Below are 13,987 nucleotides of genomic sequence, written 5' to 3' on the forward strand. Positions count from 1 at the left end.
TCCCAGAACAGGTAAGCCTCCATGATCGTCGACGCACACGCCCATTACACCCAGGCTCCGGTTCAGCTCGACGCCTTCCGAGGTCGACAGGTTTCGACCCAGAACAAGCCTCGCCGCGCCGACCTCCGCATCAGCGACGATCAGCTGGAAGCGTCACTCCAGAAGAACCTGAGGCAGATGCGCGATCGCGGCATCGACCACATGATGTTCTCGCCGCGCGCGTCCGGCATGGGCCACGACTTCGGCACCGAACTCGTCAGCCGCTACTGGACCGAGGCGAACAACGACCTGATCGGACGCGTCTGCCGGCTGTATCCGACGGTCTTCTCGCCAGTCTGCCAATTGCCGCAGTCGCCGGGCATCTCGCCGGCGAATTGCCTCGAGGAGTTGGAGCGCTGCGTCAACGAGCTCGGGTTCGTCGGCTGCAACATCAACCCCGACGTGTCGGGCGGCCTAGCGCCGCTCACCCCCTCGCTCGCCGACGAATGGTGGTATCCGCTCTGGGAGAAGATGGTCGCGCTCGACGTGCCGGGAACGATCCATGCCAGTTCGACATGCCATCCGGGCCAGCATCTCAACGGCTCCCACTACATCAACTGGGATACGGCAGCGGTTGTCGAGCTGTGCAACTCGCGGGTCTTCGACGATTTTCCCTCGCTCAAGCTCATCATACCCCATGCCGGCGGTGCCATTCCCTTCCAGTTCAACCGCCAGCGATCGCTCTGGGCCGGCAAGGCGGGCAGGAGCTTCGAGGAGATGATCCGCCACCTCTGGTTTGACCTGTCGATCTACGATCAGGATTCGGTTGAAATGACAGTCAGGAAGTTGGGTGTCGACCGGCTACTCTACGCGACTGAGATGTTCGGCACTGCCAAGAACATCGATCCCAAGACAGGACGGGCGTTCGACGACACGGTCGGCATGATCGACGCGCTCCCCGACATCACCGACGCCGATCGCGCGCTCATCTTCAGCGGCAACGCCAAGGCGATCTACACGCGCGTGGATTGGGCATCGGTGGAGGCCGCGGCTGGCGGATCGGCCGCCGGAATGCGGGCCTCGTGACCGATTGAACCGCCGACCGCGGCTGGATCGCACCAACAGGAGAATGTCCATGCACGTTGCCCATTCGATCATTGTGGCCTTGGGCGGCGCTCTAGCCCTGGAACCGTCCATCATGGCGCAACAGGCGGCCCCGCCGGTGCAGGTGCAGGTCCACGGACCGTCGGGTGACACGATGCAACCGGTCCAGCGTTCCGGCGATCAGATCGTCTTCATGCCGACGAAGGGCAAGACCGGCATCGCGTCGGCTCGCGTGGCCGGCAACCCGGCCGAACCGGGGCTCTACGTCGTCATGGTCAAGATGGATCATGGCGCGGAAAACGCACCGCATACCCATCCGGACGGCCGCGTCACCACGGTGCTCCGGGGCAGGATCCTCTACGGCCTCGGCGCGACGATCGATCGATCCAAGGCCAGGATCTATGAGGCAGGCTCCTATTACTACACCCCGCCGAACGCGCCCCACTACCTCGTCTCGATGGCTCCAGACACGCTCTACCAAGAGGTCGGAGTAGGCCCCTCGGCGAGTATTCCTTTGGCGATCAAGTGACGCGCCGATCAGCAACAATGACGGGAGGCAGGGACATGGCGCAGGACGGTGACCTTCGATGCAGCCGGCGTGCCGCAATGGGCGGCATTGCTGCTGCATCTCTGATCGGCGTGACTGGTCCGGGGCACGCCGCCGTCAGACTATTCGAGACCCGGCCGCGCAGTCGATTGCCTGCGGGTACCGTGGATGCGCATCATCATATCTACGACTCCCGATATCCAATCGATCCCAAGGCTCCTCGACGTCTGGCCGACGCGACAATCGCGGACTATCGCGCGCTGCAGGCCCGGCTCGGTTTTCGACGCCACGTGATCGTGCAGCCTTCGTTGTACGGCACCGACAATCGTCTCCTGCTCGACTCCCTGACCGCGTTCGGCGTCGAGGCACGGGGTGTCGCCGTCATCGATCCCGCCATCGACGACGCCGAACTGCGATTGATGGCGGCACGAGGCGTGCGTGGCGTCCGCTTCAATCTCTCGTCGCCAAACGGCGCGCCGGTCGCGGCCATGCAGTCGGTCGCGGCCAAGCTCCGTCCGCTTGGCTGGCATATCCAGGTGGTCGCCAAACCCGACCGCATCGTCGAGCATGCCGACCTGTTCTCGTCATTGCCGGTGCCGGTCGTCTTCGATCACCTGGGACAAATCGGTGCGGCGGGCGTCGGCCACCCCGCTTTCGGCATCGTTTCCGGTCTGATGAAAGCGGGGAAGGCCTGGACCAAGATCTCGGGTCTCTACACGTTCGGAAGCGCCGGATCGCCTGACTATCCGGATGCCGCGGCGCTAGTGCAAGGCTACCTCGAGATCGCGCCCGAACGCCTGGTCTGGGGGACCGATTGGCCGCATCCCACGCTTGCCGAGGACAAGAAGCCGGACGACGCCGTCCTGGTCGACCTAGTGTCGAATTGGCTTCGCACCGACCGATTGCGAAAACGGGTGTTCGCGGACAATCCCGCCAAGCTCTACGGTTTCGCTTAGGCGGCGACCGAGAGGCGTGGCGGTACGCCTGTCTGCTGCGCCCAACGGGTGGCGACTGTTTCGGCGTGTGCAACGAAATTCTGGATCGAGGGGGCGAGCTTGTGCGAGCGGCGAGCGAGCATGAGCTTGCTCTGGAGCATCGGTCCCATCAGAGGACGTTCGCTGACGTTGATGACGCCGCCGTGGCGAAAACACGACGGGAGGATCGTGAAGCCGACGCCGGCCGCGACGAGGCTGAGAACGGTGCGGAGCTCGCGCGCCTCCTGAGCGACGAGCGGGACCAATCCTGCGTCGCGCCAGAGCGTGCTGATCTGATCGTGCACGCCGCAGCCGACATTGCCGGCGATCCAGACCATCTCGTGCTCCGCGAGCATCTTGAGGTCCACCGGGCCCGTGTCACCGGCGAGCGGATGATCACTCGGAAAGAACGCCATCAGTTCATCATGCCAGATTGGCGTCAACGCCAGGGGCGGCGCCGGCGTGAAGTCGGCGCAGGGCCGCAGGAACCCGACGTCCAGTTCCAGCGCGGCGATGGCGCGTAGTTGGGCGTTGGTCGACATGTGGCGAAGCTCGAGCCGGACACCCGGTCGCTCGGCGCGGAAGGTACGGATAAGGTCCGAGAACATTTCCAGCATCGGCACGGAACCAGTATAGCCGACCCGAACCACGCCCACCTCGCCCTTTGCCGCACGGCGTGCGGCCAGACGGGCAGCATCGACTTCCGCCAACACCCGTCGCGCATGGTCGAGGAAGAGCTCCCCCGCCTCGGTGAGCTCGACCGAACGTCGATCCCGATCGAGTAGGGTGACGCCCAGGTCTGTTTCAAGTGCCTTCACCTGAACGCTGATCGGCGGCTGGCTGATGTTGAGCCGTAGCGCCGCTCGACTGAAACTGAGTTCCTCGGCGACGGCGACAAAGTAGCGGAGCTGTCTGAAGTCCATGCGTTATTCCATATCGCTATCAGCGCTCTGTCAACATGATATTGGACGCAATAAGCCAGATGCCTAATCCTTGGTGCCATGGAGAGGGTAGCGATCAGGGCTGGTGGCTGGGCCAAATCGTCGGCAGCGCCGTTCGCCCGCCAGCGTAGGACAACAGCGAGGCTTTGCGCGATTGGCTTCTGCTTCGCAGCCGGGCTGACCCTCGTCGACGCGCCAAGCCGCGCAGCTTCCTCCTACCATCCCATCGTAAAATGGGCGCAGCTTTCGGATGGCCAGGCATGGCAGATCATGTCCGCCGTCGATATCGATAGCGCAGGTCGGATCTACACACTCCAGCGTGGCGAACCCTCGAAGGTGATGATCTTCGGCGGAGACGGGCGGCTGATCCGCACATGGGGAGAGGGTGCCTTTCCCGACGCGCACGGGCTGAGGGTGGACCGCGACGGCAACGTCTGGATCACAGATCGCAAGCTGCACCAGGTGCTCAAGTTCGACCCGACCGGCAAGCTCTTGCTTGCCCTCGGCACTCGCGGCGTCAGCGGCGACAATCAATCCCGCACATCGCTGAACGGTCCCAGCGACGTGACCTTTGGTCATCGCGGCACGATCTTCGTCACCGACGGCGAGAGCGCCAACGCGCGTGTGATCAAGTACGATCGCAACGGCACGCTGCTGAAGTTCTGGGGAACAAATGGAACCGGACCGGGTCAATTCAACACTCCGCATAGCATCGTCGCCGATGCTCGTGGTCGGCTCTACGTGGCGGATCGCGCGAACAAGCGCGTCCAGATGTTCGATCAAGACGGCGCGTACCGGGGCGAGATCACCGGCGTGGGAGCGCCGTTCGGCTTGGCGATCGGACGCGGCGGGCTCCTCTACGTTGCCGACGGAACCAAGGCGGCCGAGCAGTTGACGATCGTCGCGACACGAGACGGTCACGTCGTTGATCATTTCACCGAAGGGCTCGAGGGCGCTCACATGCTCGCCGTCGATCGGTCAGGCTCGATCTACGTCGCGGAAGCGCGTGGCAAATCCATCCAAAAATTCGTGCGCTGAGGGAGAGATCTCTCAAGCGCTGACCATTCGAACGAATAGCAACGCTCCGAAGAGGGCGGTCCAGGAGAGAAAGACGATGATCCAGGGAACGTTTCCGCTGCCCCGTCGCGTGGTCGCGATGTTGGCCGGTGTGAGCAGTATCGCGTTGGCCACCGTTGCCTCCGCACAGACGGTGCCAAGCCAAGCGGCGCCGCAGCAGACGACGCCCGACGCGCCCGCTCGAGACGCGCAGGCGCCAGAGGTCTCGACCGAGACCACCGCTTCCTCGACCGAGCAGGGCGCTGCAACGGCAGAGCAGAGCCAGGCTGATCCGACCGGGGCCGATATCGTCGTGACGGGCTCACGCATCGCGCGGACCGGCATGACGGCGCCGACGCCGATCACCGTGTTCAGCGAGAAACAGCTCACTCAGGCTGCGCCATCGACGGTCAGCGAGGCGCTTCGCACCCTGCCGGCACTCGCCAACACGTCGGGGCCACAGCGAAACCCGGGTACGATCAGCGGGGGCCAGAGCTTCCTCGATCTGCGCTCGCTCGGCGCGTCGCGGACGCTGACCCTCGTCAACGGACAGCGCTTCGCCACGAGTCCGCTCACTGGAAGCGTCGACGTGAACCTCATCCCCGCCGCGTTGATCCAGCGGGTGGAGATCGTCACGGGTGGTGCCTCGGCGGCCTATGGGTCGGATGCCGTCGCTGGCGTGGTCAACTTCATCCTCGATACGCGCTACTCGGGAGTGAAGGCGGACGGGTACTACGGCTTCTCGCAGGTTGGCGACAACCGCGAGGTCAAGTTCCAGGCTGCGGCGGGTTCGGACTTCGCCGATGGGCGAGGCCACGTGGTCGTCGCTGGCGAGTATTTCGACAACGGCGGCGCACGCCCTGAGAAGCGCGACTGGTCCACGCGCGGCAACAATTTCATCGTCGGCCCGGCGGGCGGACTGATCACGACGTCGAACGTCAGGACCGTCGGCACGTTCGGCGGTCTCATCCAGAACGGAAACGGCGGTACGGTCGCCGCGAACGCAAGCTTCGCGGGCATCCAGTTCCTGGCGGGCGGCGCGACCGCGCCCTACAGCTTCGGTTCCTATCGCAGCGGCGAGCTTCAGATCGGCGGCGACGGCATCAACACCGAGCTCATCCAGGACATCGCTCGGCCGCTGACCCGCAAGAACATCTACGGCCGGGTTGAGTATGAGGTGTTCACCGACACCAAGGTGTACGCGGAGGCGCTCTACGGTCAGAGCGAGAGCGACTACGTCAACTCGTACAACCGCAATCGCTTCGGTAACCAACTCACCGTCCGCGCGGACAACGCGTACCTGCCGCAAGCGTTGAAGACGCGCGCGGCCGCGGTCGGCGTCACGAGCTTCACCGTGCTGCGCTACTCGCGCGAAGGCGGGTTCGTCCACACCGACAACGATGCCAGGACCCAGCGTTACAATGCTGGTTTCAGCGGCAAGATCGGATCCGACTGGAAGTACGACGCTTACTACCAGCACGCGTTCGCCAAGCAGAACACCGACATTGAGAACGATCAGAACGCCACGCGGTACAACCTCGCCGTCGACGCGGTGGTCAACCCCGCCAACGGCCAGATCGTTTGCCGCTCGACGCTGACCAACCCTACGAACGGTTGCGTTCCGCTCAACATCTTCGGCGAAGGTAGCCCGTCGCCGGCGGCGCTAGCCTATGCGATCGGGACCAGCAGCGCGGTGTCGCGCCTGAAGCAGGACGTTGCGGCTGCGAACCTGTCGGGCAAGCTGATCGAGGGGTGGGCCGGGCCCATTTCGTTGGCCGTCGGCGGCGAGTGGCGCCGCGAGCACGCGTCGGTGGAGTCCGATCCCCAATCCATCGCCGGACAGTATCTGTTCGGCAACCCGCAGCCGTGGCGCGGCGGATACAGCGCGAAGGAAGCTTATGCGGAGACCGTGATACCGCTGCTTCGCGATCTTTCGTTCGCCAAGAACCTCGAGCTGAACGCGGCGGGACGGGTGACCGACTATAGTACGAGCGGCACGATCAGGTCGTGGAAGGCAGGGCTGAGCTACACGCCGTTCGACGGCCTGCGCCTGAGGGGGACACGGTCGCGTGACATCCGCGCGCCCAACTCATCCGAACTGTTCAATCGGGGGCGCACCCTGACCACGACGGTGACGGATCCGTTCCAGGGCGGCAGCATCACTGGAGGCGTTCCGCTCATCAACCGGGGCAACCCGGATCTGCGACCGGAGACCACCAAGACTCTCACGATCGGCGCGGTCATCGAGCCTGTCCAAATCCCCCGGTTGGCGCTCTCGGTCGACTATTACGACATCAAGGTTGCCGACGCGATCCAGACGATCACGCCGCAGCAGCTGGTCGACCAATGCTTCCTTGGTAACCAGCTCGCCTGTGCTCAGACTACGCGCAACGCGGCTGGCGGTCTGACGCAGGTTCTGGGCGTGCCGATCAATCTTGCCCAGTTGCGGGCACAGGGCATCGATATCGAGGCGACTTATCGGGTCGACATCGGCAACTTGGTGGGGTCCAATTCACGCGTGTCGCTGCGGACGCTCGTCTCCTATCTCGACAAGCTCGAGAACACCGTTCCCGGCTCGGCGACCATCAACCGCGCCGGAGAGGTGGGTCTGAGTCCGACCCCGCATTGGTCGGGCAATACCCAGGCGACACTTGCGAGTGATGCATTCTCGTTCTTCTTGCAGGGACGTCTGATCGGGGGTGGTCAATACGATGTGACGAAGACTGCTGCACAGGTCGACTTGCAGCACATCAAGCCGCAATTATATCTCGACGGGCAGATCACCGTCCCATTCCCACCGTCTAACGGCAAGCTCGAATTCTACGTCGACGTGCGTAACATTCTGGATCATGATCCGCCGGTCGCGCCTGGCAACAACAACATCGCGATCGCGACAAACGCCGCTTTGTACGATCTGGTCGGTCGCAATTTCAGGTTTGGCGCTAGGGTGCGCTTTTAGGAAGCGACATTCGCTTCTCCTGAGGTTCCACGGCAACATTAACGAATGACGGGATTTGGGAAGCCAGCCATGGCGGCGGAATGACCGGATCTGGGTCATCGCTGTAGCGCCGCCGAGGGGGGCTGCGATTGCCTGCTGTTGTGTCGCTCAAGGAAACCCGATCTTGCGCAGCCACTCGCCGTAGCGCGGGTCGGTGCGGATCGGCGCGAGCAGCGGGTCGGTCTTGAGGCCGAGCAGCCCTGGATCGAGCCCGTCCCAGGCGCGCGCAATCGCGGCAAAGGCGAGGTCGGGCTCGCGGCGCCAGGCATGAACTTCGGCGATTTGATATTGGGCGTTGGAGCCGTATTTCGCGGCCAGCGTCGCCAGCGCGCGATCGGAAGCGGCGCGATCGGTCGCAGCGGTGGCGGCGGCGACGATCGGCAGTACGAACGGATCGTCCGAGGCGGTGGCTGCGACGGCTCGCAAGGCCTCGCCCGATCGTCCTTTGGCGAGAAGCGCGGTCGCCAGCACAAAAGTCCCCTGTGGATCCCCGGGCTTCGTTGCGAGGTAAGTCCGTGCCGAGGCGATCGCATCGTCATACCGCTGAAGATTTAACTCCGTGTTGGCCCGCTCGAGCGGGTTTCGGGGCCGCAGCGGGTCGAGCGCTTCTGCGCGCTGGAACAACACGAGTCCCTCGGGATCGCCCAAACTCCCCAGCAGAACGCCTCTGTTACGCAGGACGTTCGCATCGTCGGGCGAGGCGGCATAGGCCGCATCATAGGCCTTCAAAGCTCCGGCGATGTCGAGCCGATTTTGGAGAACGAAGGCAAGGGCAGCACGTGCCCTGCCGGTACCCGGTGCGAGCGCGATGGCGCGCCGGGCATCGGCCTCTGCCCTGGCCAGCTCGGCGCGCAGCGCGCCGCCGCCGAGCGTGCTCGCGGCCACGCCCGTGCGAGCCCCGGCTCTGCTCGCATAGGGTTTGGCAAAATCGGGATCGGCGGCGATCGCCGCGTCGAAATCCTTGATCGCGAGCACGGTTTCGTTCTTTCGGACGAGTTCGATACCGCGCAGATACGCATCCTGCGCCGCCGGATTGGTCGTCGCGCCGGCAGTCAGCAGCGTCTTCTGCGCCTTGCCCAGCGCAATGCTGAGCGCCCCGGCGACGCTCTCTGCGATGCCGGTCTGGATCGCCAGCGTGTCGCCGAGCGCGTGGTCATAGGCCTGCGACCAGCGGGTCAGGCCGCTGATGCCGTCGACCAATTCCGCGTTGATCCGGATCATGCCCGCGCCACGTCGCACGGTGCCACTCAGGATATTGGCGACGCCCAGCTTCGCAGCCGCAGTCGGGCCGTCGGAGTCGCGCATGAGCTCGGACGAGCTGCGGCCCGCCACCTTCAGACCGGCGATCCGGGTCAGCGCATCGCGCAATTCCTCGGCGATGCCGTCTGAAAAATAGGCCTGCGCAGGATCGCCGCTGAGATTGTCGAACGGGAGCACCGCGACGCTGTCGCCCGGCGCGCTGTCGCGGTGGAGCGCCCACCAGCCGCCGGCGCCCGCCACCGCGACCGCCGCCACGCCGCCGCCGATGACGAGGCGCCGATCGACGCCGCGCTTAGGCTGGTACGCCGGCGGGATCGGCCGCGGCGTGCCCGCGATCACCGCCTGCGCTGCCACAAGTAGCGCCTGGTACTGCGGGTCAGTCCGGTTGCCCTTCCAGCCGATCAACGACAGGGCCTGGGTCTCGCCGAAGCCGAGCGGCGGGTCGACCGGATCGATGCGAACCGGCAGATATGCGCCGCGCCGCTGCGCACGCGTCGCCTCGTCCGCAACGAAGCTGCCCTCGCGCCCGACCGACCGCTCGCTCCACACGACGATGACGCATCTCGCCGCGGTCAGCTCGTCCTCGATCGTCTGCCGCCACGACGAGCCGCCGCCAATATGCGCGTCCCACCAAACGGCGAGGCCGTCAGCCTCCAGCGCGGCGACGAGCGGCGCGATGCGCGCGCGGTCCTCCGATTTGTACGACACAAACACTTCGGTCACGTCGGCCCCCACCTTTTCCCCGGACCGCAACTTGCCCTTCGTCTACCGAAAACACCATCGCGCCGCAGCCCCAGCGATTTAACGTTATCGGCGGCATCCCCGCTAGCCCATGTCCAAATTAGGGACGCTTCGAACATCTTTGGTGCATGAAGATGTAAGCGACCTGGGCGAGCGCATAAACGTCGCAAAAGGTTGCGGACTGCGATCGGGCTGCGATACGGATTACACCAATGATCCCCGCCTGCGACCCTGATCTAGAGCCATCGCTCAAGCTGTTCGACGGCACCGCCGACCTTATGTGCGTGCGCGATATGCAGGGGCGCCTCGTACGTGTGAACCAGGCGTGGCAGACAACACTGGGCTTATCGACAGACGAAGTCTGCAACACGCCACTGCTGCCACTCATCCATCCTGCCGACGTACCTGCAACGCTCCAGCGCATGGCGGAGGCGGATCGACGCCATCAGGTGGTCGACTTCGTGAACCGCTATCGCCGCCGCGATGGACAATATCGCGATCTTCAATGGCACGCTCAGCGCGTAGGCGACGTGATCCTGGGCCGCGCTCGCGACATCTCCACACAGCGATTGCTGGAGGAGCAGGCCCAGGTCGCGAGGGCAGCCCTTGACGAGACGCTGGCCGACATCGGCAGCCGCTTGGAGGCACCCGTCAGTGCGATCCTGACGACAGTGCAGGCGCTCGGCGAGACCGAATTGACCCCTAGGCAACATGCACTGGTGCAGACGCTCGGGCGCTCGGTTGTGACGCTCGAGGAACTCATCGCGAAGCTTGCGGAACGAGAGCGAGAGGCCGCGTGGGCGGCGTCCGTTCCGACGCTCGACCGGCATCAATCTTCAGCTGCACTGCAGATCACGACAGAGCCGCCCACTGCCGCACGCATTCAGTTGGAGCAAACAGGAACTGGCGGCGACGCGTCCGTGGGACTGAGGACCTGGATCGTTGAGAAGGCGCAGCACGTCGGCGACAACCCCTCCTTCCGCCGCGGATTTCGCGATGTACCGAGCCAGACGCTCGGCCTCTTCGCGATCCGGTTAGCGCATTTCGATCAGTTTTATCCGCGCCAGTTGCAGGCCGTCAGCGTCGCGTCTGGATTGATGAGCGCGAACCGAGCCTTCGCCCTCCTTGCCCGGTTACAGGACGTGGGTTTCATCGAGGTTGCCGCTCGCCTTCGGTCGGGCCGGGTTCGGCCTTATCGTATCGAGCCTGCGATGACACAGTCGTTCGCCGCGCTGCTCGAGATCGACCTCAAGAGTCTTGCTCTGACTGATTATCGCGCCGTCTTGGCGCTGGAGGCGATCAGAGCTGACGAGGGTAAGGCCATACCGCTGCTTGCATCGTTTGCCGCGGCAGTGCTCGATGACCTGCGATCGGGTGGGGATGGCTTGACCAGACGCCTGAACGGAACCTCGTTGATGGCGCGCGGGCAAACAGTCGCGCTTGCGATCGCGGCGGATGCGATTGCGCGGAACGGGGCCACGGGGGAAGGCTGGATCGGCATCTCGCTTACGGACTACGCGCAGCGGTTCGACGTCTCGCGCGTCCAGGTTCGCCGGATCATCGAAAGCCTGGAGGGATGTGGTTTGCGGCGCGACCCCGCCTCGCCGTCGCGATTGCTCGTCACCGAACGCTTCATCGAGGCGATCGAAAGCGTGCGACGCGCGTCGTGCGACCTACTCGCCATCGCCTTGGCGCGCGTGATCTGATGGCATCCTCGCACTCTCTTCAACCCTGCCACAGGCCACAGGCGTCGAACATGGAACGATCTCATCACCGGAACCAGCTGTCAGTTGCGGGTGTCGAGCAGGCTGGCTCGGCCGTTCCGGTGCTCGCATGATGGCCTCTGACCGACCGCTCGTCGTTTTGACGAGCGATGAGGTTTGCGCGCGTATCGGGGTGGGGGTTACCGGTCACCGGCTCGATCGACTCGCAGAATACGACCTCGCCGCGCTGGCCGATCGACTTGCCGACGTAATGGCTATCCTTGAGCGGGCAGCCCCCTCTGACGACTTCCGCCTGATCGGTAGCCTCGCCGAAGGCGCTGACATGATCGCGGCGGACGCGGCGCTCGCGCGTAGGTGGCAGCTCGATACGGTGCTGCCGTTCGGACGCGCCAACTACGCCGATGACTTCGATCGAGCAGGTGCCGCCGACCTGCGCGCGCGGCTGGACGTGTCGGCCAACGTACTTGAACTGCCAGGCAGCCGCGATGAGCCTGGTGGCGAGGCTGCCGCCTACGAACGGGCGGGCCGCGTAGTCCTTACCCAAAGCGATATTCTGCTCGCTATCTGGGACGGCGGGCCCGCTCGCGGCCGCGGCGGGGCGGCGCAGATCGTCGCGGAGGCGGTCGCGCACGCGGTTCCGGTCATCGTCGTGCATCCCGATCCTTCAATCCCACCGACACTGCTCTGGAGCGGTCTCAACGAGCACGACACGGGGCCGGAAGCGGTCGACACGGTCGCCCGTGGGAGCCTGGATCATTTGCCTACGCTGATGACGCGCCTGAGCGCTGGTCTGCCGAAGAGTAAAGATAGCAGTAGGCGCCGTAAGGTGCGTGATGCACCGCCCCTTTTCGCTATCGCCTATCCGCTGCTTCTGGCGCTTACGGGCGTTCGCCGCTTTCGGCTCGCCGATCTCCGCCGGCCGTGTCCTACCATGCGGGTACCGGACGGGTCGCACGCCGACTCGATGCCAGGGCGGGTTGAGGCGCAGCTCTGGCCGCGGTTCGACACCGCGGATTGCGAAGCGAGCCTCGCCGCACAACTGTTCCGCAGCGCGTTCGTCAGCAGCTTCGCGCTGGCCGCCTTCGCGGTTACGCTGGCTCTGCTCGGGCTGGTCGTGCCGATCGCAGTGAAACCTCTTCTTGCTGCGGGTGAGTTCGCGTCGATCGCGATGATCCTGCTCATCACCAGCTGGGGGTCGCGGGCGGGCTGGCACGGACGCTGGCTCGATCAGCGTACCCTAGCTGAAGAGCTTCGTTGCCTGGCTGTGTCCGCAGCACTTGGCGATCTATTCCTGCGGGGCGCGCAGGGGCAGGATGCAGGCAATGCTGGACGCGAACGTAGGATCATCGCGCGGCGACTCGGGCTCCCGGATGCCAGGATCGATGCGCCTTATCTTGCCAGCGCGCACGCCGGCCTCGCCGCCCTGCTCGATGATCAGATCGGCTATGTCCGCCGCGAGGCTGGGCGGATGCACCGGCTGGAACACCGGCTGCATCGCATCGGCGGAGCGTTGTTCGCGACGACGGCATTGGTCTGTGCAGGCGTTCTCGGCATCGAGGTGGTCTGGACCTTTTCGCACACGTCAGGAGCGGAGCACAGCTTACCGCTCGGCGTGACGGTTGTCAGCGCGGCGCTCCCGGCGATCGGCGCCGCCATTTACGGGATCCGTATGCAGGGTGACTTTGCAGGCGCGGCCGAGCGCAACGCCGCCTTGGCAACGCAGCTCACCGAGCTACGCCGGATCGTTGCGGACGAGGCCCCGGGGTTCGATGGACTACGCCGCCTCATCCGACGGACGGCAGAACTTTTGACAGCAGACGTTTCACAATGGGTCCGGACGACGCGCGCGCGGCCACTAAGCCTACCAGGCTGAGATGCTCTGCTGATACCAAACAGATGGTTATTTCCTCGAACATCATTCCAATCGGGAAAGCTGGCGGGGTAGCGCGCGCGTCCGAGCCTCAGGACCTCCACAACGGCCAAGATGAATGGATGTCCGAAGTAGGAGCGCAAAAAAGAGACCGCGAACGACCGACTTCTGGGTCCTGGTGATGCCGCCGGCTTCGCCCTGCGCGCATGTTTGCCACGTAGGTTCCAAGGGCGATTTACCCGCCGTCGTTCGTTGGGCAGGCGGGGAGTAGCACATTCATGTCCCATCGTGTCCTGATCATGAGCGCCAGCGTCGCCGGCAACACCGTCGCCTGGTGGCTTGGGCGTGCTGGCTTTGACGTTACCGTGGTCGAACGAGCGTAGGGCTTTCGCGATGGCGGCCAGAACATCGACGTGCGCGGAGTCGGCCGCGAGGTGCTTCGCCGAATGGGACTAGAGCAGACCGCGCTGGAGCAGGGCACCGGCGAGAAGGGGACGGCGTGGGTTGAGGAGGACGGCACGGTTGTCGCCCAGTTCCTCACCGCCGACACGGGCACCGACGGACCCACCGCTGAGATGGAGATCCTGCGAGGCGATCTGGCTCGCCTGCTCTACGAGCCGGCGAAGGACCATGCGACCTACCGGTTCGGCGACAGCATCGCGGATATTGCGCACGATGATGACGGCGCGACCGTCAAGTTCGCTGTGGGCATCACCTAGGCTCAGGACTCATTGGTCACAGCCAGAAGATGACGGTGGCCGCGAGCGCGACGGCAGAGAAGAAGACAGTTGGG

10 protein-coding genes are annotated in these 13,987 nt (G+C 64.7%); 8 read left to right on the plus strand and 2 right to left on the minus strand.

Annotated elements, in window-relative coordinates:
- Nucleotides 1–21: 21 nt before the first annotated feature.
- From AC07UH_RS20670 to AC07UH_RS20680, 3 genes are read left to right on the plus strand one after another with little or no spacing between them, the layout of a single operon-like run.
- The gene (locus AC07UH_RS20670; RefSeq protein ID WP_495182057.1) at nt 22–1,065 is read left to right on the plus strand and encodes an amidohydrolase family protein; all 1,044 of its coding nucleotides are present in this window, start codon (nt 22–24) and stop codon (nt 1,063–1,065) included.
- 49 nt (nt 1,066–1,114) lie between these two features.
- Nucleotides 1,115–1,612, plus strand: a complete 498-nt coding sequence (locus AC07UH_RS20675) for a cupin domain-containing protein (protein WP_495182056.1) — start codon at nt 1,115–1,117, stop codon at nt 1,610–1,612.
- A 35-nt stretch (nt 1,613–1,647) separates the two neighbouring features.
- Entirely contained in the window at nt 1,648–2,586 is a 939-nt protein-coding gene (locus AC07UH_RS20680) for an amidohydrolase family protein (RefSeq protein ID WP_495182055.1), read from the plus strand.
- Here the strand turns inward: AC07UH_RS20680 and AC07UH_RS20685 are convergent.
- Nucleotides 2,583–3,527: a LysR family transcriptional regulator gene (locus AC07UH_RS20685; protein ID WP_495182054.1), complete on the minus strand. Its 945-nt coding sequence runs from the start codon at nt 3,525–3,527 to the stop codon at nt 2,583–2,585. The two genes, AC07UH_RS20680 and AC07UH_RS20685, sit on opposite strands and share 4 nt — an antisense overlap.
- Before the next feature lie 288 nt (nt 3,528–3,815).
- Here AC07UH_RS20685 and AC07UH_RS20690 point away from each other — a divergent pair, with 288 nt between their 5' ends.
- On the plus strand, nt 3,816–4,583 hold the full coding sequence (locus AC07UH_RS20690; RefSeq protein WP_495189980.1) for a peptidyl-alpha-hydroxyglycine alpha-amidating lyase family protein: 768 nt from the start codon (nt 3,816–3,818) through the stop codon (nt 4,581–4,583).
- Nucleotides 4,584–4,659: 76 nt separating this feature from the next.
- Complete coding sequence (locus tag AC07UH_RS20695) at nt 4,660–7,560, plus strand: TonB-dependent receptor domain-containing protein (protein WP_495182052.1); 2,901 nt, start codon at nt 4,660–4,662, stop codon at nt 7,558–7,560.
- 147 nt (nt 7,561–7,707) lie between these two features.
- Here AC07UH_RS20695 and AC07UH_RS20700 read toward each other — a convergent pair whose 3' ends face one another.
- Complete coding sequence (locus AC07UH_RS20700; protein ID WP_495182051.1) at nt 7,708–9,582, minus strand: TIR domain-containing protein; 1,875 nt, start codon at nt 9,580–9,582, stop codon at nt 7,708–7,710.
- Nucleotides 9,583–9,812: 230 nt separating this feature from the next.
- Between AC07UH_RS20700 and AC07UH_RS20705 the strand changes: the two genes are divergently transcribed.
- The 3 genes from AC07UH_RS20705 (at nt 9,813) to AC07UH_RS20715 (ending at nt 13,913) form a co-directional block, all read left to right on the plus strand.
- The gene (locus AC07UH_RS20705; RefSeq protein ID WP_495182050.1) at nt 9,813–11,306 is read left to right on the plus strand and encodes a PAS domain S-box protein; all 1,494 of its coding nucleotides are present in this window, start codon (nt 9,813–9,815) and stop codon (nt 11,304–11,306) included.
- 127 nt (nt 11,307–11,433) lie between these two features.
- A complete protein-coding gene (locus AC07UH_RS20710) occupies nt 11,434–13,197 on the plus strand; it encodes a hypothetical protein (protein WP_495182049.1) in 1,764 nt (587 codons plus the stop codon).
- 410 nt (nt 13,198–13,607) lie between these two features.
- The gene (locus AC07UH_RS20715; protein WP_495189979.1) at nt 13,608–13,913 is read left to right on the plus strand and encodes a hypothetical protein; all 306 of its coding nucleotides are present in this window, start codon (nt 13,608–13,610) and stop codon (nt 13,911–13,913) included.
- Nucleotides 13,914–13,987: the final 74 nt, after the last annotated feature.

The sequence above is a fragment of the Sphingomonas sp. GW821-FHT04B01 genome (assembly GCF_059420425.1).